At 59.0% G+C, this 22,413-nt stretch carries 15 protein-coding genes; 7 read left to right on the forward strand and 8 right to left on the reverse strand.

Features of this window, described 5'->3' with window-relative positions:
- The first annotated feature begins 369 nt into the window (after positions 1-369).
- Both JQ627_RS32600 and JQ627_RS32605 read left to right on the forward strand, forming a co-directional pair.
- Positions 370-2,139, forward strand: coding sequence for an alkaline phosphatase family protein (locus JQ627_RS32600; RefSeq protein ID WP_212488454.1), 1,770 nt, complete (start codon positions 370-372; stop codon positions 2,137-2,139).
- Positions 2,140-2,554: 415 nt separating this feature from the next.
- Complete coding sequence (locus JQ627_RS32605) at positions 2,555-2,782, forward strand: hypothetical protein (RefSeq protein WP_212488455.1); 228 nt, start codon at positions 2,555-2,557, stop codon at positions 2,780-2,782.
- Between the two features lie 780 nt (positions 2,783-3,562).
- Here JQ627_RS32605 and JQ627_RS32610 read toward each other — a convergent pair.
- The 3 genes from JQ627_RS32610 to JQ627_RS32620 all read right to left on the reverse strand — a co-directional run bounded on the left by JQ627_RS32610 (position 3,563) and on the right by JQ627_RS32620 (position 6,588).
- Positions 3,563-4,315, reverse strand: coding sequence for a response regulator (locus JQ627_RS32610; protein ID WP_312015826.1), 753 nt, complete (start codon positions 4,313-4,315; stop codon positions 3,563-3,565).
- Positions 4,316-4,941: 626 nt separating this feature from the next.
- Complete coding sequence (locus JQ627_RS32615) at positions 4,942-5,724, reverse strand: 2-keto-4-pentenoate hydratase (RefSeq protein ID WP_212488456.1); 783 nt, start codon at positions 5,722-5,724, stop codon at positions 4,942-4,944.
- A gap of 468 nt (positions 5,725-6,192) precedes the next feature.
- Positions 6,193-6,588 (reverse strand): hypothetical protein, encoded by a 396-nt coding sequence (locus tag JQ627_RS32620; protein ID WP_212488457.1) that lies wholly within the window; start codon positions 6,586-6,588, stop codon positions 6,193-6,195.
- A gap of 164 nt (positions 6,589-6,752) precedes the next feature.
- Here JQ627_RS32620 and JQ627_RS32625 point away from each other — a divergent pair, with 164 nt between their 5' ends.
- Positions 6,753-8,414 (forward strand): thiamine pyrophosphate-dependent enzyme, encoded by a 1,662-nt coding sequence (locus JQ627_RS32625; protein ID WP_212488482.1) that lies wholly within the window; start codon positions 6,753-6,755, stop codon positions 8,412-8,414.
- 370 nt (positions 8,415-8,784) lie between these two features.
- On the opposite strand, the gene JQ627_RS32630 is transcribed toward JQ627_RS32625, so the two are convergent.
- Together JQ627_RS32630 and JQ627_RS32635 are read right to left on the reverse strand one after the other, a co-directional pair.
- The gene (locus JQ627_RS32630; RefSeq protein WP_212488458.1) at positions 8,785-9,735 is read right to left on the reverse strand and encodes a tripartite tricarboxylate transporter substrate-binding protein; all 951 of its coding nucleotides are present in this window, start codon (positions 9,733-9,735) and stop codon (positions 8,785-8,787) included.
- A gap of 182 nt (positions 9,736-9,917) precedes the next feature.
- Positions 9,918-11,201 carry a CaiB/BaiF CoA-transferase family protein gene (locus JQ627_RS32635; RefSeq protein WP_212488459.1) on the reverse strand — a complete coding sequence of 428 codons (1,284 nt, stop codon included), beginning with the start codon at positions 11,199-11,201 and terminating at the stop codon, positions 9,918-9,920.
- A gap of 138 nt (positions 11,202-11,339) precedes the next feature.
- Here JQ627_RS32635 and JQ627_RS32640 point away from each other — a divergent pair, with 138 nt between their 5' ends.
- Positions 11,340-12,311 carry a LysR family transcriptional regulator gene (locus tag JQ627_RS32640; protein WP_212488460.1) on the forward strand — a complete coding sequence of 324 codons (972 nt, stop codon included), beginning with the start codon at positions 11,340-11,342 and terminating at the stop codon, positions 12,309-12,311.
- Here the strand turns inward: JQ627_RS32640 and JQ627_RS32645 are convergent.
- On the reverse strand, positions 12,308-13,558 hold the full coding sequence (locus JQ627_RS32645) for a CaiB/BaiF CoA-transferase family protein (RefSeq protein WP_212488461.1): 1,251 nt from the start codon (positions 13,556-13,558) through the stop codon (positions 12,308-12,310). The two genes, JQ627_RS32640 and JQ627_RS32645, sit on opposite strands and share 4 nt — an antisense overlap.
- Before the next feature lie 215 nt (positions 13,559-13,773).
- On the opposite strand from JQ627_RS32645, the gene JQ627_RS32650 reads away from it, so the two are divergent.
- The 3 genes from JQ627_RS32650 to JQ627_RS32660 all read left to right on the forward strand — a co-directional run bounded on the left by JQ627_RS32650 (position 13,774) and on the right by JQ627_RS32660 (position 16,341).
- On the forward strand, positions 13,774-14,505 hold the full coding sequence (locus JQ627_RS32650; RefSeq protein ID WP_212488462.1) for a glutathione S-transferase family protein: 732 nt from the start codon (positions 13,774-13,776) through the stop codon (positions 14,503-14,505).
- Between the two features lie 18 nt (positions 14,506-14,523).
- Positions 14,524-15,159, forward strand: a complete 636-nt coding sequence (locus JQ627_RS32655; RefSeq protein ID WP_212488463.1) for a 2-hydroxychromene-2-carboxylate isomerase — start codon at positions 14,524-14,526, stop codon at positions 15,157-15,159.
- A gap of 441 nt (positions 15,160-15,600) precedes the next feature.
- A complete protein-coding gene (locus JQ627_RS32660; protein ID WP_212488464.1) occupies positions 15,601-16,341 on the forward strand; it encodes a hypothetical protein in 741 nt (246 codons plus the stop codon).
- A gap of 839 nt (positions 16,342-17,180) precedes the next feature.
- Here the strand turns inward: JQ627_RS32660 and JQ627_RS32665 are convergent.
- Both JQ627_RS32665 and JQ627_RS32670 read right to left on the reverse strand, forming a co-directional pair.
- Positions 17,181-18,845, reverse strand: a complete 1,665-nt coding sequence (locus JQ627_RS32665) for an arylsulfatase (protein ID WP_212488465.1) — start codon at positions 18,843-18,845, stop codon at positions 17,181-17,183.
- Positions 18,846-19,408: 563 nt separating this feature from the next.
- Positions 19,409-21,571 carry an exonuclease domain-containing protein gene (locus tag JQ627_RS32670; protein WP_212488466.1) on the reverse strand — a complete coding sequence of 721 codons (2,163 nt, stop codon included), beginning with the start codon at positions 21,569-21,571 and terminating at the stop codon, positions 19,409-19,411.
- Positions 21,572-22,413 lie beyond the last annotated feature (842 nt).

The raw sequence follows: 22,413 nt of genomic DNA on the forward strand, positions 1-22,413 counted from the left end.
GCGACATTCCCTGAAGCCACACGCCAGAAGATCCCAAGGCATCGCGGAAAACGCTCCTGCTACAGATCATTCGTGCCGCCGCGCGATCGGAAGATGTCACGGGGGTGACAGTTTCTTGTCGGCGGGTTCAATGACCGTCTGACTGGATGACGAATGTTGTTTGCAATTTGATGACGCAAACTCCGTAACGTGCAAGTCAACGCTAAAGTGGAAATCCAAACCGATGCGCTCCACGGGGTGATGACATCGTGACGCGTTGACAACATCTCGCTTGTTTGCGCGCGCGTCTAAAAACGGTCATCCCGGCGAAATGTGTTTTGCTTAGCGTGTAGCTCCATTTCTTTTTCTTTCTGAAATCAGGAGAACACGATGCGGCTTTGGGGAGCCATTCCGGCGCTCGCGATTGTTGCTGGCGCCGTCGCAACCGCGCCGGTGGCAAACGCGGAAAATCTCGTCGAAAAGATCATCGACGAATTCAAGCACGAGGTCAGGGACGAGCTGCGGCACCACGACCACGATAACGGTCATGACGGCATCAATGATTACAAGCACGTCGTCATCATCTATCAGGAAAACCACAGCTTCGATAACCTCTACGGGCACTGGGGCGATGTCGGCCGCGACCGGATCAATGGCACTTCCGATGCTGATCCCTCGCACACGCTGCAGATTCGCCAGGACGGTCAGACCGTGTATGGTTGCCTGCTGCAGAACGACGTCAATCTGACCTCGCCCTCGCCGCAGCCGACCAGCTGCACCGACAATACGGGCACGGTCGCGATCCTCAGCGCTTTCAAGAACAAGCCGTTCGAGATCAACGACTTCATCCCGACATCGGCCTCCACCTGCCCGAAGCCGGTCGGCGCTTTCGCCTCGCATGGCTTTCTCAACGGCACCGGTGCGCCCGGCGGCTGCACGGAAGACATCGTGCATCGCTTCTATAGCGAACAGTTCCAGCTCAACGGCGGCAAGCAGAACCGCTACGTGACCGGAAGCGACGCCGCGGGTCTGACGATGGGCTATTACGACACCAAGAAGCTGCCCATCTACACCTATCTGCACGGCCGCAGCGCGCCGAACTACGTTATCGCCGACAGCTTCTTCCAGGCCGCCTTCGGCGGATCGTTCCTGAACCACCAGTACCTGGTCGCCGCTGCGGCGCCGCAATTCGTCGGCGCCCTGAACGACGGCAGCGCCAACGACTTTCACTCCATCGTCGACGCGAACGGCATGCCGACCAGCACGCCGCTCTATACGCCGACAACTACCGTGAAGGATGCGCAGCTCACCGCCAAGTGCAACCAGACCGGCCTGCCGACGGGCCTCGCCTGCGGTGACTATGCGGTCAACACGACGCAGCCGTTCTATCAGCCTTATTCTCCGGGCACCGCGGACATCAAGCGCCTGCCGCCGCTGCACACGCCGAACATCGGTGATCGTCTGTCGGCCAAGCACGTTGATTGGGCGTGGTATTCGGGCGGCTGGTCGAACGCCAATGGCGATGTCGGCGCGTCCGGCTGGACCAACGGCAACGGCACGACCTGCACCGATCCAAACCATCTCTCCACGGCAATCTTCCCGAACTGCCCCGACGTGGACTTTCAGTTCCACCATCAGGCGCTCAACTATTTCGCCAACTACGCACCGGGAACGCAGGCCCGCAAGGACCATTTGAAGGATGAGGCCGAGTTCATCCAGGCCGCCAAGAACGGCCGGCTGAAGCAGGTCAGCTTCATCAAGCCAATCGGCGAGGAGAACGAGCATCCCGGCTACACCAGCGAATCCGAAGGCAGCCAGCACCTTGTCGATCTCGTCAAGTCGATCGTAGAAGGACCGGACGGCAAGAATGCGCTGATCATCATCACTTATGACGAGTTCGGCGGTCAGTGGGATCACGTTCCCCCGCCCCCGCACAACCGTCACGGTGCCGAAGCCCGCGCTGCGGACCAATGGGGCCCGGGCACCCGCATCCCGGCGCTACTGATCTCCAAGCGCTTCGACCAGTCGGGCGTCTCTCATGAGGATTTCGACACGACGTCGATCCTCAAGTTGCTCGAAAAGCGCTTCGATCTTGACTCGCTGGGAACGCGCCCGGTGCGCAGTCTCTCGACGGCGCTTAAGGCCGGCGACTGGCACTGACAAGAACGGGCTTGGCCCACGTCAACCCTGACGCGGGCCAAGCCGCCGTTTGCCCGAACGCGTGACCAGCGTATGCACCTGTCGCGCTAAGCCACCCGTGCACTGCTGCCGAGGAACAGCCGGCGCCGATCCGCGAAACAAGCCGCTCCGCCCAAACGAGAGGCGAGCGTGACATGCGGGACCGTGACGGCGCCGCGCCTCATACGGCCCTCCCGAAGCGCTACCATGGGGAACATCGGACGACAGCTTGCGCAGGTCGAAACCCTTGCCGGAAGGCGCTTCATCTAGGTCCTACCGAAGAGGCGGCCTCACGACTTGCATGAGGTGCATTGCCATCAGCTTCCGGTTCGCGTCGGCATCCAAACCTTGCCGCTCCGCGCACAGCATTGCGAATCCACCGGGTGTCTCACCGAAGATGCGCGCGCTTTTGCCGAGAGCTGCAGTCGGCGCTCCCTTAGTCCTGCTCCAGGAGGTCGGCGAGAAACGCCTGCGTCATGCCTTTGACATCGCGTTGCTCAAGATACTTTTCGAACGCCTGCGGCTCGGTCGGGTGCGCTGGCTTGGCATTGTCGGCGCGCTCGACCCATCGGGCAGCCCGCGCGGACGCGACGTCGGCGCGTTCCAGGTCGGCGGCAGTGACTAGAGCTGCCGGCTTTGCGTGAGGAGCAAGTTCGTCCGCTGTGTCATTATTCGCACTGCATGTTCCTCAATGACGAGGGGCCGATCGCCGGCGGGCGGCTCGTTAGCGAAGCAACGGGAATTGACGAGCGCAGCGATCGCCGAGCAATTCATAGAGGTGAAACGCGCTAGTTCACATACTCACAGTACCCTTCTACATCCCCTTGGACTCAGCTTAGAGCCCAAGAACAGACGTGCGCTTGTACAACACAGTGATTTAGCTTCACGCCTTTGCACTGTTTGTAGTCGTTGCTGAGGGAGGGCGAACATGGCGACTTACTGGGTGAAGTACACGTACAGCTTCACAGTGGAGTCCAGTGCGCCTTTGATCCCACCACCACCTTTTTTGGAATTCCGAGGCTGGGTCTTTCTGGGCATAGCGGACTTAGCTGCAATACCGGCAAACCAAGTTTGCGTCTGAAGCGCGGATGGATTTCTGCAACGTTCACCACTATTGCCTTCGCTCCATATTCCCCGCGACACGCGCTGCGTGCCATCTAACCGCTCGCTCGTTCGTAATATGCTTGGATGGCATGGGGCGTGTCATCGATCTCAAATCGAACCAACTCGGCTTCGTCTGAGCCAATCCCACGCCTCTAGCGCGGTCTCGATATCATTGCATTCGATCGTCTTGGCTTGTAGAGGTGCAAACCCCATCAGCCCGGGTGCGCCCCCTAAGGATCTTGTCCACAAAAATAGCCGGCGCGACGATAGCACCAGCGCAAGTCGACGCCATAACTATGCTTTAGAAACGCCCGACTGGCAGCGCGAAAACATAACCGACGCCGCGCTCGGTCTGGATTACCCGCGGCGCGTCCGGATCGACTTCCAGCTTCCGCCGCAACCGCAAGATCTGCACGTCAATACTGCGATCGAAAATATCCTCATGGACCCGTGTCGCTCGCAGCAGATACTCGCGCGAAAGCGATCGCTGCGGTGACTCAAGAAACGCCAGCAACAGCGCATACTCGCCCTTGCTCAAAGCAACCGACTTTTCCTTGGCGTCGACGAGCCTGCGTCCCCGACGCTCGAGTCGCCAGCCATGAAATCTATATCCTCCCCGCTCTGGATGGCGGATCCGGGCGGCTTGTCCCATTTCCTGACGTCGCAGCACCGCGCGAATGCGAGCAAGCAATTCTCGCAGGCTGAACGGCTTCAGGAGATAGTCATCCGCACCGAGCTCGAGGCCGACGATTCGGTCGATTTCGCCGGGATGATGCCCAGTGATGATAATGACCGGAATATCTGAATCCGAACGAATGTCTCTCAGGATATCCAGACCATCGTCCTGACCGAGCCGGAGATCGAGAATGATCAGGCCGGGCTCGGAGCATTCAAGATGACGGGTCAATTCGGCCCGGCTTGACGCAGCTTTCACCGACACAAAGTAATCTTCGAGGTATCGGGTCAGCATCTGGCGCATCTCCGGATCATCGTCGACCACGATGATGTGGCCGATGTTCTCGGTCCTCGGCTGATCATCACATTTTCTTGCCACCACGTCGAACTGCCCCTTCAAAGGATCGATGGCGCTCTGACCGGAGCGCAGCAGGCGTAATTGCTAGAGCATTCTACGCCCAGCGAACCTATCGGCCGGCCGCTGCGCGGCTCAACCTGTACTGCCGCAGTCATGCCAGCCGTAAGCACAATGCCCGTGGGATCTTCGTCGATATGGATGCGAATCGGGATGCGTTGGGCCAGGCGTACCCAGGTGAAGATGGGATTGACGGTCGCCCCCCTTGATTGTTGGGCTGCGCGTTCGCAACGTTGATTGGGCGGGCGATGCTGTCGGGAGCCGATGGCGATGCCAAGTGGACGCTCCAGCCCAGGGGTAATATCGGCGATCGGATCCCCATGCATCGGCACAAGGACTTGCGTTTCAGGCTGGTCACTCGAATTCAGGTTCAATCTCATTGGTCGAGGCCAACTGGCGCTGGATAATTGATATTTGATCCTGACAAACGTGCCGTCCAATATCTTTGGGGCTCTTCCTTGATAGCTTTTTGCACTGACGTTGAACTGCGCCCCGTTCGGGACAGTGCCTGGACCTAGCGAAGTAAGGCGATCTTGCTGTCGGCCTCACGGAAGACCTCTGTTCGTCATCGGTGATTTGGATCGGGATGGTCACGCATAGGTCACCGCCACCTTGTTAAACGGGCCGAAGTCCGCCACGTAGGTCTCGCCTGGCTTCGGCCGTAGCATGCCCGTTAGCGTACCGGTGCTGATCATCTGGCTGGCCTTCAGGCCAATTCCAGTACGCGACAGTTCGTTCGCAAGCCATGTCAGTGGCACCATGGGATGATCCAGCGCTTCCGCTGCAATCCCCTTTCGGCGCTGCGTGCCGTTGCACGTGAGGACGACCTCCTGATTTGCTACGTCTCGCCTGCGCCAATCTTCGATCGGAGGTCCGAAGACGATAGCGCCCGAGCCCGCACCATCGGCGAGGATCGCCGTCAGTGGCGGAAAGGCGCCATCATGCACAAAGCGGCATTCCGAAAGTTCGATGCCTGGATGCAAGGAGACAACGGCCTCCGTCACTTCCTCCATCGAGTAAGGCTTCTCTCGCGGCGGAAGGTCTGTGCCCAGGCGGGCCTGGTATTCGACCTCCGGAATCGGACTGCACTGCCTTGCGTGTTCGACCGTCGCCGGCGACGACTTAAGAGTGCCGAAGACGCGCCCGTAGATGGGCGCGTCCGTCCGCAACTGTTGTTGCAGCCTTCTGTTCATCGCCGCGATCTTCCAGCCTGCAACCTCCCAACCGAGCACTTCTTCCACCATTCGGGCGATCCGGTACGCCGTCTCCTTATCAGGAGGAACAAGGCTCTCGTCCAGGCCACTCTGCTGTCGTCCCTCGCGGCGGAGCTTCGCGAGAAGGACAGCGAGTTCGTGTTGCCGTGACATGTCCATGGTCTACCCTTTTGTCAAAGAAGTCGCCTTCGCCGTCGGGACCGGAGGTTCTTGCAGGTCTGTAAGCGTCCGTCGGCGAGCTCTCCAGGTCTGCTCAGATTCGCGTGAAGGCAGGTGAGAAGCATACCGTCCATGTAAAGCGGCGGTCCCACAGGCTCCGGTCGACGTTGTAGAAGCTCGATCCTCGGCAGGTGGGCGCCAGAGCGCCCGACCGTCTGGCGGCGGCTTCCCGGCCGGTCAGTACAACAACCCGGACTTCCGGTCCAAGATTGAAGCAGCTGCTCGGTATCGGCCCAACTGGAGACTGACCAAGAGTCCTTCTCCCTTCTTGATAGAGACGATAGGTCGACCCATCCTCGCAGTCCAAGACGATCAAAGACATACTTCAGATGTGAGACGACCTGACGAAACGATTTCACACGTCGCGATCGATCTCGATCGAACTATCGTCGGTATTGGATCGAAACGTCACGGCCCAATATCGCTCTTAAGGACCGCAACGGAATTGGGATTTGAAATCGCGACAGCGAAGAGCTTGCCGATGCTCTCGGGTCCTCTGGCACCGGCGTTGGACGTCAGTTCCCCTGTCTTTCCTGGATGAATGGAAAGAAAATGTCCTGCCATTTGGCGGGTTTTGACTTGATCTGGCCGGTTCGCTGCATGAAATCCGCGTATCTCATGACGCCTCCGGGCGACACGCTGAACACATTCTCGGGATCCCGCAGGATGCGTTCGACGTACTTCACGTTCATGGATTTCGATGGCGCGAACCTGAGATAAAGCGCCGCCGCCCTGGCGGGATCCCGAGGGCTCGGTCAGGACCGCGATGGTCGCCGACTCGATCAAGGCGCTGCGGCCGTACATCCCACTCCCTTCGTTACACGAGTAACGCAGATCCCGATGGCCGCAACTCTTCTGTAGCGTACTCTGCTCATCATTGTAGACGCCAACCAAAGAGGCGACCAAACGGACCAAACCAAAGATGAGGACGTGATGCTGATGATGACGACGAAACAGGAAGAACCAGGATCATGAATCGCACGACCGGTCGCTCCGCCTTCCTGTCCCTGCTGAAGGATGAAGGAATTACGCATCTGTTCGGCAATCCGGGAACCACCGAATTGCCGATCATGCATGCGTTGAAGGACCGTCCGGAGCTGACCTATGTGATGGCGATGCAGGAAAGTCTGGTCGTCGCGATGGCCGACGGTTTTAGCCGGGCCTCGGGGCAATTGGTTGCCTGCAACGTTCACGTCGCCCCCGGCCTCGGCAACGCCATGGGTTCGCTATACAATGCCAGGTTCACCGGAACGCCAATGATCCTGACCGCGGGACAGCAGGAACAGGGGCATGGGCTCATGGAGCCACTTCTCTACGGTCCGCTGGTCCAGATGGCCGAACCTCTCGTCAAATGGGCGATAGAGGTGACGCGGCTCGAAGATCTTCCGCGCATCGTGCGCCGGGCTGCCAAGATCGCCACGACGCCGCCTACCGGACCGGTCTTCATTTCGCTACCTGGTGATATCCTCAATGCGGAGACCCACATCGAGCCCGGTCAGTCAACGCGCGTCGATACACGGGTTGCTCCCTCCAGGGAGGCGCTGGACGCGCTTGTTCAACGGATACTGTCGTCGCACCGCCCAGTCGTCGTGGTCGGCGACGAGATCGTGAAGAGCGATGCTCTCGACGAAGCCGCCCTGTTCGCATCGCGACTTGGCTGCCCGGTCTATCAGCAGACCATCGCCTATGGCGCCCATTTCCTTTCTGACCATCCTTGCTTTATGGGAGCGTTGCCGCGCGATCAGCAGCAGACTACCAAGATACTTGGAGCGCATGATCTGCTGATCGTGCTCGGTTCGGACCCGGTTCGGATGTCGGTCCACAGCGCGCACGAACCTCTGCCTCGCGGAATGCCGATTATCCAGATTGGCCTGGTTGATAACGATCTTGCGAAGAACTTCCCAGCCGAGATCGCCCTGAAAGCCGACGTGCGAGAAACCCTGCGCGTTCTTGCGCCCGCGATCGAGGCGACGGGAGGGGCACCTCTGGCCACGCTTGCTTCAGATCGTATCGAAAGCCTGAAGTCAGTGAACTGGTCGGCGAACCGCGACAGGCTTGTACAGGACATTTCGCGACGAAAAGACGCCGTTCCGATCGATCCCGACTGGTTGGCACTTCAGGTTGTCGATGCCCTCCCCGCGAACGCGATCCTGGTCGACGAAGGCCTGACGTCGTCGCGCTACATGGCGGCCTTGAAACGTCACCGCGACCGATACGGCTACCACCAAATGGCCTCCGGAGGCATCGGATGGGGACTTCCAGCTTCTGTCGGAGCCAGTCTCGCAAATCCCGAGAGACCAGTGGTCTGCTATTCGGGAGACGGAAGCGCGATGTATTCGATACAATCGCTCTGGACGGTCGCGCACCACAACCTGCCACTCACCGTTGTGCTCTTGAACAACGGAGGATACCGGATCATCAAGCAGCGCCTGCAAGCGTTTCATGGAACCAACCATTTTGTCGGCATGGATTTCCGCGAGCCTTCCGTCGACTTCACGGGTCTCGCCCGGTCGTTGGGTGTTCGCGCCACTCGCGTCAGCGAAGGCGATCAGTTTCGGAGCATTCTGGCTTCGGCGATCGAACGACGCGGACCTGAGCTCATAGAAGTCATCGTGGATGGCGCAATCTAGGCCGTGTCCCTAAAGCTGCCGAGCCGACAGACTCGCGAGAGTCCGCGGTGCCCCGACAGCAGCTAGTCTCCGCCGAGATGCTACTGGTCTTGAACCAAAGGCCAAACGAGGGTCGTCAGACACAGCACGGCGGAGCCGATCACGATGCCAACCAGACGCGCCAGCCCGGGGGTAATATCTGTGATCGGAGCTGGTCCCTGAACAAGGGTGATGAGAAGCCCGAGCGTGAACTGCGTTCCGAGATAGTTAATGCCTTTCCTGTCTGGATCTGGTAGCCGATCCAGACGCCGGCTGCGAGCGTGAGCACGGTTACCGGCAGTCCTGTGCCGAACAGGCGACCCGCGCCAAGGCCCTGCGGCGCACCTGTCCGTCATCTAGCCGCCTCTTTATCGAGCATGGGCTTCCAGCGTTGGATCTCCGCTGTAAGCTTCGCCTTGAGGGCGTCCGGTGAAGCGTTCTCCGCTCGAACCGGGAGCGCGCTGAGCTGGCGAAATCGCTCGACAACAGCACTGGTGAGGAGAGCGATCTTTAGCGCCGATGTGAGCCTTTGTGTCACCTCGGGTGGCGTTCCCTTGGGAGCGTAGATTCCATGCCATACCGTCAGTTCCATCTTGGCGAGACCTGCTTCGGTGACGGTCGGAACGTTGGACAAGGCGGGTATCCGACGTGAGGTGGTCACTGCATAAGCTTTGATCTCTCCCGACTGAATCTGATTGGTCGTATTGGTCGTTTGATCGCACATGAAATCGACTTGTCCACCGAGCAGGTCGATCATCGCGGGTCCAGTCCCCTTATAAGGAATGGTGATCGGCCGGGCTCCCGTTTCAGATGCAAACAGGACGCCGCAGATATGCGATGCCGTTCCGGCTCCCGCATGCGCGTACGTAATCTTCTCCCCTTGCTCGGCAGTGTAGTCAATCAACTCCTTCAGCGAGTTCGGAGGAAACGACCGTCGGGCCACAATCGTCATCGGAACATCTGCAACCAGTCCAACGAATTCGAAAGATGCAAGTGGGTCGATCGATCCGGGATAGAGGGTCGGCGCGGTTGCCATTCCGATATGATTGAGAAGCAGCGTGTATCCGCCCGGGTCCGATCTTGCCGCCCTCGTCGTCCCGATGGTGCCTCCTGCCCCAGCGACGTTCTCGACGATCACTCGTTGTCCCAGATCGCGGCCCATCGCGTCGGCGACAACTCGCGCAACGGTGTCCGTTGGTCCCCCTGCCGCATAAGGGACTATCATTGTAATCGGTCGGCTCGGATATGATTGCGCAACGGCCGTCTCCACGACGAGGCACAATGATACGAGCGCCGAGGGCATTATCCTCAATATCCCGCGCCCATATCCCTGCTGCTGACATCGCGTCGACGGCATGGATCTACCTGCGGCGAGAACGCGCCGAGCTGCCTTTGAGAAGCAACTTGTCGGGTCCGACATCGATCTCGCCATGCGCTTCCCCTTTCGACTTTTGTTCTCAACTTCTTCGGCGTTGTCGATCTGAACTAGACGATCCCCGCCCTGGTTAATCCTGCAAGTTGCTCCCTCGACAACTTGAGGAGCCCTTCGTAGATTTCAGCGTTGTGCTCGCGCGGCACCGGCACGCGCGGGTCGTGCGTAGCATCCGCTTCGCTGAATTTCAGGGGGAACCCCGCGGCGAGCGGGCCTTCGGCTCTTGGCACATGTGGATTGCGCACCGGCTTCAGCATGCCTCGCACCCGCAACTGATCCCAGGCGACTACATCCTCAATTGTTCTGATCGGACCGCATGTAATGTCTGCCTCGTCCAGGAGCCTGATGATCTCGTCAACTGGCAGACATGCCGCCCACTGTCCTACGACCGCATCAACCCGCGCGTTATTCTCGATACGCCAACCGGGATCCATGAATTCGGGCACACCAAGAAGGTCCTCGCGCTGCATGGTCTTCAGCAGCCTGGTCCAGTCGGCGCCTGTTCCGGCGCCGATGGCTACCGCCCCGTCCGCCGCTCGATACGTGTTGAACGGCGAGAACCTTGCGATGCGGTTGCCTTGGCGATGAGCGAGCCCGAGATTGCCATAACAGTCGAACGGCTCGTCGAAAATGAGGGAAAGCAGGCAGTCCGCCATCGACACATCGATGAATTGCCCGAGACCCGTTTCGTGCCTTTGGTAAAGGGCACCAAGAATGCCGGCCAGAGCGAATGTTCCCGCAATGCCGTCGGACAAGGATGCACCGGTTTTGCTCGGCTGTCCGGCAGGATCGCCCGTGATGCTCATCATGCCGGTTGCAGCCTGCACCATCAAATCGAACGCCTTGCGGTGGCGCTCAGGCCCCGTGGATCCATAACCAGTGATCGAGCAGTAGATCAGCCGAGGATTGGTGGCGCGAAGCGTCTCGTACTCAATGTTAAGCCGCGCTGTGACCCCGACCTTGAAGTTCTCCACGAGTACGTCGGCTTCTCGAACGAGCTTAAGGAAGACCTCGCGGCCCTCGGCACTTTTAAGGTCCAGACTTATCGACTTCTTCCCTCGGGCTCTCTTCAGATAGGCGATTCCGAGATCCTCCGACGACCGACGGTCGAGCGCGACCCCGTGAGGCCCGAAATATGGAGGCGCCGTGAAGGTCGGGTCACCTCCCCGCGGCTCGTCAATCTTGATGACCTCCGCGCCCATTCCGGCCAGGAACAGGGTAGCTTGCGGCCCGGACAAGAACCGGCTGAGATCGAGGACGCGAACGCCGCGAAGAATGGGCCGCTTCTTTCCTGCGGCAACGCTCGACGCGTTGGAAAGCCTTTCTTCGGAGACCACTGCTCACCCCTCAAACACAACGCGGTCACTTTCACGAGACGGTCCTCAAGCGTCCAATACCAATTAGCTCACGTTCGATATGTACAACGAATGCTGTATCCTCCTTTGAGATACTGATTTTTCTGATACGTTGTTCGGATGAACATCGAATTGAGGCACTTACGCTATTTTGTCGCGGTTGCCGAAGACCTTCATTTCGGTAAAGCAGCAAACCGCCTCGGTATCTCGCAGCCCCCGCTGAGCCAGCAGATTCTGGCGCTGGAGCGGGAGATAGGCGCCCGCCTTTTCGAGCGATCGAACAGACGCGTAGAACTGACGAACGCCGGCATGCTCTTCCTGAAAGAAGCCCATGAAGTCCTCGAACGCGTGGAGAACGCGGCGGTGCGCGCCGAGCGGATCCATCGCGGTCAGCTGGGCGAGGTCAAGATCGGCTTTTTCGGATCTGCACCGTTCGTCGAAGGATTTCAGAAGCTTATTTTCGACTTCCGAACGAAGCACGCTGACGTCGACCTCGTCCTTCAGGAGATGCCAACTTATCAGCAGGTGGACGCAATTCTTGATGGTCGCCTCGACCTCGGCTTTGTCCGGCCACTGCAGCCCAAGCCTGCCTCGATCCAGTCGATCGAGATTGCACGCGAACGACTGATGGCGGTCATGCGACTAGACCATCCATTGGCTTCAAGGCAGGACGACCTGACCCTGGCCGACCTGGCGCCAGAGCCGATGGTGCTTTACGCCAAATCAATCGGCAGCGGGCTCTATCAAAAGATAGTCGACTTATGCAGGGACGCCGGCTTCACTCCAAACGTAGTGCAGGAGGCAAATGCAACGCCGACGATGATGGGTCTGGTCGCGGCGGGAATGGGTATTTCGGTCTTGCCCGAATCCCTCATGCGACTTTCACTGGACGGCCTGAAGTTTTTACCGCTCCGGGATCCCAAGGCTCAGACCGCGGTGTGGCTCGCCAAACGCTGGGACGACCGGTCTTCTCTCGTCCGGCACCTGTTCCAGCAAGCTTCACGGCTGAAGCCAAAAACATCGGCCCCCGCGTCGGGCGGCGAGCCTACGGAAGCCATCGGAAAGGTCCGGCGTACACGCAGGCCTCGTTAGCCGAGCGCCTTATCCCTGACAAAGATCTTCTTGTCATGCAGGTCGGCAATCTCGTCATCCGACAGGCCATATTCCCGAAGCACGTCGGCATTGTGCTCGCCAAGCCGGGCCGCTGCGAGACGTGATGGCGGTTGCCAGCCCGAAAAACGGACAGGCATTCCAGGTATCTTGAACTCACCCAACAGGGGGTCGATCGCTGTTCGCACCGTCTTCCGCGACTTCAGATGATCGAGCTCGATCACGTCATTCAGATCGAGAACTGGCGCAACAGGAATCCGACGCTTTTCCAGCCTCTTCAGACATTCGTCGCGTGGACCGACCGACGCAAGCCAGCCTTCAAGAATATCCTTGAGTTGGTCATTGTTCTTTCGCCTCGCACTCGCGCTCGCAAAGCGGGGATTGTCCAGCAGCTCGGGCAATTCAAGAGCCTCGACCAGCTGCGGCCACTGATGCGCCAGAGACATCAAGGTTATGTACTTGCCGTCTCCACATTTGAAGATGCCCGTGGGACCGCCGTCCGGATGCTGCGATCCCGTGCGCCGCTGAACATATCCACTGCCAAGTTTCGACATCCTTGGAATGCTGGCTTCATGCATGTGGAAGTAGGTGTCCAGAAGGGAGCTCTCGACATGCTGCCCCTCGCCGGTCCGCGCGCGGTGGAACAACGCCGTGACAATTGCCAGCGCAGCCGACATGCCCGTTGACACATCCCCGATAGCCATGGTGACCAGGGCCGGACTGCCATCTGCCTCGCCGATCATCCCCGTCACTCCGGCATATGCCTGTCCGATGTAGTCATACCCGGGCTTCTCGCTCAATTCGCCAGTCTGACCGGCGAATGAAATGGAGCACATTACCAAACCAGGGTTCAGCCTCTTGAGCTCCTCATATGACATCCCTGCGCGCGCCATCACACCCGGACTGAAGTTCTCGACCAGAACATCGGCCTTTGAGATCATGCCCTTCAGAATCTCCCGCGCGCGCTCGTTCTTGAAATCCAGCGCAATCCCGCGCTTGGAATGGTTATGCTGAAAGAAGTAGGTGCTGTAAGGAGCTGCGTTCTCGGGCGCTTCCTTCGGTTTCACACCCTGGACACGCGATCGATCGCCATACGGCGCAAGTTCCACCTTGATGACGTCAGCCCCAAGCTCTGCAAGGACGCGCGATGCAGTCGGGCCGGCGACGAACTGCGTGATGTCAATGACCTTGAGGCCCGACAGCATTGGCAAGGCACCGCTTGTGGTCATTTCTAGCGCTCCCGTTCGCAGCATGTGAGTGCCTAGGCATAGGTCGCGACCGCAGCCTGGTCCAATACGGACGGCAACTTGATCAAGACGACATGCGACCTGTCAGACCGCACGTCGCCAAGTCGTTTCACGACTGAATTATGTCGTTCATCGTCTTGGACTGTGACAATCCTGGTGCCTAACGTTCCGGCAGAACACGAATGGAGGAGCCGGGATTGATCAAGCTCTATTTCTGGCCGACCCCCAACGGGTACAAGATCTCGATTCTGCTCGAAGAGCTCGGGCTTCCCTATGAAGTTGAAGCCGTGCATATCGGCAAGGGGGAGCAGTTCAGCGCGGAATTCCTGAAGATCAGCCCGAACAACAAGATTCCAGCGATCGTCGACCCAAGCGGCCCGGACGGAACACCATACGCGCTGTTCGAGTCTGCCGCGATCATGATGTACCTGGCTGAAAAAAGCGGCTTCCGCTTTATGCCGGCCAACATGAAGGAACGTTACGAGGTGCTGCAGTGGCTCTCATTCCAAGCCGCGAGTATGGCACCGATGCTTGGCCAGGCGCACCACTTCAGAGAGTACGCGAAGGAAAAAATCCCCTACGCCGTAGATCGCTTTACCTCGGAAGCGGCGCGGCTGTACCGCATTCTGGAACGGCGACTCTCGGAAAGCGAGTACCTTGCAGGCGAATACTCCATAGCCGATATGGCGACCTATCCATGGCTGCGATCCCACAAGTTTCAGGGGCAGGAGCTCGAGAGCTATCCCTCGGTACAGCGGTGGTACACCGCAGTTCGGGCGCGTCCTGCTGTGCAACGCGGTCTGGCGGTACTGAAGGAACGGTTTGAAAAGAACAAGAAGCCGCCGACAGGAGCTGCGTGGGACAATCTCTTTGGAAACAAACAGTTCGCCGGGTCTGAGATTCCCTCAGACGATAAAGCGATAAGATAAGCAAGCGGAGACACCCTCGTGGGAAAGATCATTGAATTCTATTGGGACCTCGGTAGCACCAACAGCTATTTTGCCCTCCATCTGATCAAGCCCGTTGCGAAGAAGCACGATGCAACGGTGGTACCCCACCCCTTTAATCTCGGATACGTCTTTCGAAAACAGAATTACGTCCTGATGGAGGAACCAAAAGTCAAGCTGCGCTCACGCAAAATCGATCTGATGAGGTGGGCCAGGCGCTACAATCTGCCTTTCCAAATGCCTACGAAATTCCCGATGAAGACGAGTCCGGCCTTGCGAGGTGCGCTTGCGATGCGCCGCCTGGGCAAGGAATGGGAATTCATGGAGAAGATCTTTGCGGCCTATTGGGAGCGAAACGACGCGTCCGTAGGGGAGCTTGCCGGGCTCACACCGATCGCTGTCGAGCAGGGCGTAGATCCGGCTGAATTTGAGCGATTGGTCGAGAGCGATGAGATCAGGGACGAACTAATCGCAGAAACCGACCGGGGACTTGAACGCGGCGTGTTTGGCGTGCCGACCTTCTTTGTCGGAGAGCAAATGTTCTGGGGTAAGGATCGCATGGAGTTCATTGACGACGAGCTAACCTCGCCCACGCCTCCTCGCGCTCGACGATCAACATCCCAAGCGGCGGTGTAATCCAACACGCTCCGGTGGGACGATCCTCTCCTGCGCGGCCCCTTTGGCGGAAACGGAGAGGTTGATCTGAGTTACCCCTGGAGACTGCCCTGGGCCGCCATCGCTCGGGATTCCCAAGTTATGCCGGGCGGCGCGGTGGGCGCACGGCATCGTCGCCGCACGGCGGCATATCCCAGCTTTAATCTTCTCATAAGAGAGCGGCATCCGAGAAATCGGTCGCCGCTTCTCGAATCCAAGACGTCGGCGCATGTCTGCCCCGGGTCCAACAGCCGACGTTGCACAACGGTAAGCTTGAGTTGGGGTCCAGAAGCAGAAGTCTCGCTCAGGCCAATCCGCCTTCTGCAACGCGAGATATCGGAAATCGCCTAAAAGCCGGGTTTCGTGTTAGCCGAGCATAAATGATTGAGGCATGATAAGGTAGCAACTTAGGCTGGTCAGCAAATGCGCTATCTCACGCTATCACTGTTCATGGTTTTCGCTTGCGGCCATCAGGCGGAGGCCGCACCAACATCCATTCGCTGCGACGGCAAATATTATCAGCAGCAGCAACCTTACTTCGTAACCTACGACCTCGAGACAAATCACCTCGTATATGAGAACCCCGGTGGAAGAAGCAAACTACCTGGTGAGATCATCGCGGTAAGTGACGCACAACTGGACCTCAGCCTGAGGGCCGATGGAGGTCGTATTCTTCTTTCCTTCAATCGCAAGCGCAATGTGATGACGTGGCCGGGAATGCCTGCCAATGAACTGGGAAGACCTTTACTGCAACACGCCTGCACGGACGTTTCTGGCAGAACAATGCTGTCAGTATTCGGGCAGCCTGAGCAATTTGACTCGAAACGTCTCGACCCGGTCGATGCCTTTTCGCTCACCTGCCCAGGCCAGTATGGTCCATATTTCGTCACTCTGGATCGCTCCACAAAAATAGTAGTTCTAGAGACCCAATCCGCGGCCGAGACCATGTCGGGCAACGTCACTGGGGCCGACGATAGCTCCATTAGATTTACGGTCGCTGGTCGCTCCGGCCAATTTGACTTGGACTGGGATGAGCGCAAGCGATTGCTGACCTGGATCGGGGTTGCGGACAATCCGGCGAGGCCGACAACAACTCATGAATGCGTCGTCACGAAGCCGCGATCAATCATGGAGTTTTATCCCCACTTAGTGCGCTGGCGCTGAATGAGACCGCGACCGCGCTCGTTCGCGCGTATAGGACTGCTTTGGGTCATACGCTGCCTTTCCTCGGCCGTACGCTGTCGGCTCAATACCCGGAAGCGGATGCCGCGGTGCTCCAACGACGCGCAGCAGCGGGCCATTAGCCGACATTGCAGGCTTGGCCTGATCTGGAAGTGGCGCCAACTGAGGCGGCCGCCTCGCTTCGCTCAGACCAAGAAAAGCACGGCCGACATGACAAGCGGTGCGACGACACCGAAGGCGGCTATGGCGACGGTGGACTCTATTCTCATAGCCCTTAACTACTTTGGTGGCTGTAGCTCGGGAGATTGAAGCCACGCGCTCATGTGTGAGCCGGTTTCGGCTTGGCGGGCTCTGCGTAGGAGGGCTTCACGGGCCGCGCCGGGTGGAAGCAATTTGGCTTCTTCTCTTAGGCGCTTCGCTTCTTCGGAAAGGCGTTCTTCAAGGGACACGACCTGTTTGAAACGGCGACGCTGCATTGACAACCTCCCTCGCGCTTGCGGTTCCTACACCGCATGGTTCAGCACCTTGGTGATCATGATATGCGCTCGTGGGGCCGTCAGTTCCCTAGTGGACAATTCACAGATTAGGAATTATGGCAGGCGGCCTTACGCATCCCAGATGCTCTTGCCGCACTGGCATCGGTAGACCTGCACAGTTTTCCCGTTACGAACAACGGGCCAACAGCCGGCGTTTTATAGTACGCTTGAACAGGTGCACCGAGCAGACTACAGGCAGTCGCGATCTGCACTTCCGGCAGCGCAACGCGGCCTCACCGCTTGCCCGATGGGGCCGCGCTGCACAACGCAGCGCCGTCAACCAGTTCACTGCTGTCCTGCAGCGAGGCTTCTTTGCAGCTTGTCGACCATCTGATCGATACTAAAGCTTTGCGGCGTCTGACTTGGGGGAAAATCCTTGAATGTCTGCAGGAACTCGCCAACCCCGGCGAGCATGCCATACAGGATGCCTGTGTTCTCCAGTTGCCAGTCGTAATAGGTATTGGACGTAATGTCCGCCCTCTCGTAGGGGTCGGACCTTAGGTCGAAGAATTTGGGCAATCTGAGCTTGGTAAACGGCTCCGCCCAAATGCGCATGGTGCCTGTGGCACGCTGCTCCTCGAACACAATCTTCCAGTTCTGATACCGGGCGGCAACGATGTCGCCATCGTCATTGAAATAGATGAAGCGGTCTCTTGCTCCTTTCGGCTGTTGCCCGGTGAGATAGGGCAACTGATTGTATCCATCGAGATGAACCTTGAATGTCTTCGATCCGGCTTGATGACCCTTCAGCAACTTTTCCTTGATGTCAGGCTCGCCGGCAGCCGCCATCAGGGTCGGCATCCAGTCCAGTCCGCTGACGATCTCGTTTGAGATCGAACCTGCCTTGATGCGACCCGGCCAGCGGATGAGACACGGAACGCGGAAGGCGCCTTCCCAGTTCGTATTCTTCTCACTGCGGAATGGCGTTGTCCCAGCATCCGGCCACGAGTTCTGATGGGGTCCGTTGTCGGTCGTATAAATCACGATGGTATCATTGGTGATACCCATGTCGTCCACGGCCTTGAGGATGGTGCCGATCACGGCGTCATGCTCGACCATGCCGTCAGCGTACTCGGTTCTCGCTGCGATGCCCGGTGGACTGCGATGACCGTCGCGCACATGGGTACGGAAATGCATGCGCGTCGAATTGTACCAGCAAAAGAAGGGTCTGTTGGCTTTCGCCTGGCGTTGCATGAAGTCGATCGCGGCGGCAGACGTTTCATCGTCGATGGTTTCCATCCGCTTCCTGCTGAGCGGACCACTGTCTTCGATCTTGCCATCGGCCGATGATTTGATGACGCCGCGGGGGCCGAACTTCTTGCGATATGCCGGATCCGTGGGATAAGTTCGTGCTTCGGGCTCCTCCTCGGCGTTGAGGTGGTAGAGATTGCCGAAAAACTCATCGAAGCCATGGTTGGTCGGCAGAAATTCGTCGCGATCGCCAAGATGGTTCTTCCCGAACTGGCCAGTGGCATAACCCATCGGCTTGAGCAACTCGGCAATCGTCGCATCACGTGCTTGCAGTCCGACCGTCGCGCCGGGTATGCCGACCTTGGACAGACCGGTGCGCAAGGTGCATTGCCCCGTGATGAACGTCGAACGGCCTGCCGTGCAGCTTTGCTCGGCATAGTAGTCCGTGAACTTCATCCCTTCGTTGGCGATGCGGTCGATGTTTGGCGTGTAATAGCCCATCACACCAAACGAGTACGCGCTGAGGTTGGTCTGGCCGATGTCGTCGCCGAAGACGACGAGGATGTTCGGCTTGCGCCCTGACGAAGGTGCTGATGTCGGAGGTTGAGGAGACTGTTGGGCTTGCGCGGTCGAAACGAGCGCCGATGTACTAAGTGCCGCTGTTGCTACCGCGGTGCCGGCGAGCAGGATGTTGCGCCGCGTCGGAGGACTGGCCGGTGAGAGGGTGTTGAGTTCTTGATCGACTTTCTTGTCAGTCATAACTCACTCCGTTCATGAGAATGCGATACACACTCGGCTATTCGGGTAGCCTGCAGAAGTGTGCGGAACAGGCGGGCGCAAAACTCCGCTGACGTTGATCCGAGCGGGCTCAAGGGTGACAGCTTTGCCTGGGCCGGTCGAGTTGCCCCAACGTCCAACTTTACGACGACACATGGACGCGATCAAAACAACCAACGGCCGAACATCAGCTGTGGGTCACGCCCGGAAAATCTAAGCACATCGAGTCCCCTTCCTCCCGAAAAGCAGACGTCTAAGCGGAGATTTCGTGTCGGCCGTTTGGGGCCACGAGCCAACATTGACCGCCGGTCGCCCGGCAGTTTGTCCTAAGTTTAAGGCCGCCAACTAGGGCGGCCTCACATCATTGCTTTCTGTGAATCCTGGAATTGAAAACGGCCGTTACTTCAAGAACAGGCCCGATTCCGTTGCGGACCTTAACCGCTGATTGAGTGATCCTTCGATGACTGCATCGCGGGCGGCATCGACAAGCGCGCTAAGCGCCACGTCGTGAGCCGCTTCATGGGCGACACCGGTCCAGAATGCGACTAAGCAGCCTGCTCGGCGTCTGCGGAGACGCCGTCTTCGCGCTTCTTGTTGATTAAATTCAACAGATGCGCCGCTGCTCTCGCGTCAGATAGTGCTCGATGGTGATTCTCGAGCTCGATCCCGTAGATCGCGCACAGCTTCCCGAGTCCGTACGATTTGTGCCCGGGATATCGGCGACGCATTCCTACGCAAGTGCACAACTTCGGAAAACGGAAGCGCCGTTCGAGCCGTTCATACTCGGACGACAGGAAGCCGTAGTCAAAGTTCACGTTGTGGGCGACGAAAATGCCGTCGCCCATGAATGCCGTAAGGCTGTCGGCGATCTCATGAAATAGGGGCGCGTCCCTAACCATCTGGTTGGTGATGCCGGTCAGTTGCACGATCTTCGCGGGGATAGACCGCTGCGGGTTGACCAACGAGTGCCACTCGTCGACGACCTGATGGTTACGGACCTTGACCGCTCCGATTTCGGTAATACGGTCCCCGGACGACCAGGCTCCCGTGGTCTCGATGTCGACGACTACGTAGTCCTGCCCCGGATCGAACCGGTAGTCCACGCGGCCGATCTCGGCCGGGATGCAGGCGTTCTGCAGTTGGCGCAGACGGGTCAGTTGGTTGCGGCGAATGGCGTCGCCTTCCGCCTTAACCTCAATGAAGGACACTTTTCCGTCGCGCACGTGCATCAGGTCGGGAAAACCGTCCCGCATGCCGCGGAAATCCTCGCACATCGCGCGCACGATGTCCGCCAGGCCGCCCGCGCGGGCGCCCTCTAGCAAGGCTCGCAGTGCACCCATCTGCACGTGGTCCCAGGCGAAGACACCGTTGGGCCGCCCCCATCTGGCGGCAACGGTACGCAAGATGATCGGAAGCGCGTTGCCGGATCTGACCGTCGCGAGCTTGCCGTCGATCTCCGAGGCGAACCGCCGATGGAAGGTGCGGTCGCGAAGGCAATGCGGGACCCAGTCGAAACCGCTGTGAAGCTGACCGGATTCAAAAAGTTCATCCCAGAACAGCAGCCCGAACAGCGTATGCCAAAGCGTGTTCTCCGCGAAAAAGACCTGCGCGCCTTGGCGCCGCAGCACGCCGGCGACGCCTGCCTCGGGATTACCGCGATGCGTGTCGTCGACGACGATCGTCCGTCCCGACCGCAGCAACTCGGTGCACAGACCTGTCCGCCGTCCGCCGAACTTGCGCGCGTAGAAATCCGTCGCGAAGAGATGCTCGTCGTCGCTTTCGGGATCGTCGATCATGTCCCGCAGTAGATTCTCAGCCGCTTCCTTGTCGCCTTTCGCGTACAGCAACCGGACGAGGCGCTCGCGGCAATCGGCCGAGCTGCCAAAACGATAGAGGCGTTCGGCCAGCTCCTTGTCGCCCTGCTTCTCGAAGAGCTGCCCGACCTGACACGCGGCGCGGGCTGCAAGGTCGGCGGCGTATTCGGTCGTCCGCGGAGGTCCATCCAGGATCGCCGCGGCCGCCCCTTGGTAGGTGTCGGCGGTGCGGACCTCGATGCGATCCAACACCTGGCTGTAGTGAAAGCATGCATGCGCTTCGTCGGCGTCGGCGAAGCGCGCGCTGAACGACGTCTCCGTATTCGTGCGCAGCACGCGGAGATCGCGCAGAGCGAAATTCTTGAGGTCGCCGGCCGTCTTGCCGAAATACAGATACAGCAAGAACTCAATCGACCGCGTGTTGTCGCGCGCGATGAAGCCGCCGGCACCGCAATGCCTTGCAGCAAGATCGAAGGGAATTGACGTGACGAAGAAGTCGGCCAGAGCAGGCTTCGACCAAGAGGTGCGGATATCGCGGCCAAACCCCGCCGCACGAGCGGCGTCGAGAAGCGCGGTCTTCGGCAGGCAAAGGACGAAAGCGGAATAGTCCTCGGCGCGCAGCCCACGCGCGTGGCCACATGCGATCAAGTCACGCGCCGCGGTATCGAGGTCCGTGATCTCCGGATATTTGAACAGCGCGCGATTGAAGATCGCCCCTCGCCGGTTGACCATTCGGATCAGCAGGCACTGCGCATCCTTCGACAAGCCGCGAAAGCGAGCGGCAAACGAGCGGTGCTCGTCGGTGAGGATCTCGTCATACGTCCGCTCGACGAAATCGAGCATTTCGACGAAATGGTCGAGATAATAATAGACTGGCAACGTGGCAGGCTTCATGTGACGCGCCGGGTTCCCATCGATTCCGGCCAACGAATCTGTTCTCAACGGCCAGCCAAATGCAGCTTTATCGTTCCTTTTTTGTTCTGACAGCCCTATTTGTCAAGCAAGAGCGAAGGACGGACCCCTAGAAATGGATCCACCGGCTTATGCCGACCCGACGTCGGCCAATTCAAGGTTGCACTTCAGATGCGTTGAAGAGGTTGATGGAGCGCGACGAACAGGTCCCGGGGTGGATCAAGATCACTGAGCGGCTTCAATACCGACAAGTTGTCGCGAATGAAAGTCGCCGGGAAGACGGTCGGGGTCATCGTCCTGAGCGCGGAATAGCTGCTGCGGCTCGCGAACTCGGCGTCCAAGAAAAGGACGCTGAGCGGTCCATGAAGGTGGCTTCGCTGTCGGAGGAAGCCAAGGACGCCGCCCGTGAGGTTGGCCTTGACGACAACCGGTCGGCGCTCCTGGAAGCAGCAAGCAAGCCAACCGCTGCCGATCAGGTGGCGGGGCAGTTCCCCGCACCATCTAGGACCGCGGGTTTTCGTCGTTCTCGGAGGGTGAAACCGCTGGTCCTTCATACCCTGAGCGCAGTCGCTTGCGAATGGACTCGATTGTATCGGACCCCTCCCTTTCAACGGTTCGCACTTTCATTCGGCGAACCCACCGTCTCAGCGCATCGTACGCTTCTAAAAGCGGTGGCGTCAGCGAAAAGAAAGCCCCGAGCGCGATTGCAATGATTACATGGCGCAGCGAGACGGGAGGATCATCCTCTGGCGGGCCATCGTCTGTCCTGACCGGCGCCGGCCTGAGGGAGCCTGCTCCCCGATCGGAAGCCCGCGGCTTGCGCG

This window comes from Bradyrhizobium liaoningense (assembly GCF_018130785.1).
GTDB lineage: Bacteria > Pseudomonadota > Alphaproteobacteria > Rhizobiales > Xanthobacteraceae > Bradyrhizobium > Bradyrhizobium liaoningense_A.

What these genes read in the sequence shown, in the direction of transcription:
- JQ627_RS32670 (WP_212488466.1), bottom strand. Translation starts at nt 21,571, where the DNA reads ATGAAGCCTGCCACGTTGCCAGTCTATTATTATCTCGACCATTTCGTC.
- JQ627_RS32660 (WP_212488464.1), top strand. Translation starts at nt 15,601, where the DNA reads ATGCGCTATCTCACGCTATCACTGTTCATGGTTTTCGCTTGCGGCCAT.
- JQ627_RS32615 (WP_212488456.1), bottom strand. Translation starts at nt 5,724, where the DNA reads ATGGACATGTCACGGCAACACGAACTCGCTGTCCTTCTCGCGAAGCTC.
- JQ627_RS32640 (WP_212488460.1), top strand. Translation starts at nt 11,340, where the DNA reads ATGAACATCGAATTGAGGCACTTACGCTATTTTGTCGCGGTTGCCGAA.
- JQ627_RS32665 (WP_212488465.1), bottom strand. Translation starts at nt 18,845, where the DNA reads ATGACTGACAAGAAAGTCGATCAAGAACTCAACACCCTCTCACCGGCC.
- JQ627_RS32600 (WP_212488454.1), top strand. Translation starts at nt 370, where the DNA reads ATGCGGCTTTGGGGAGCCATTCCGGCGCTCGCGATTGTTGCTGGCGCC.
- JQ627_RS32645 (WP_212488461.1), bottom strand. Translation starts at nt 13,558, where the DNA reads ATGACCACAAGCGGTGCCTTGCCAATGCTGTCGGGCCTCAAGGTCATT.
- JQ627_RS32630 (WP_212488458.1), bottom strand. Translation starts at nt 9,735, where the DNA reads ATGCCCTCGGCGCTCGTATCATTGTGCCTCGTCGTGGAGACGGCCGTT.
- JQ627_RS32605 (WP_212488455.1), top strand. Translation starts at nt 2,555, where the DNA reads ATGCGCGCGCTTTTGCCGAGAGCTGCAGTCGGCGCTCCCTTAGTCCTG.
- JQ627_RS32620 (WP_212488457.1), bottom strand. Translation starts at nt 6,588, where the DNA reads ATGTACGGCCGCAGCGCCTTGATCGAGTCGGCGACCATCGCGGTCCTG.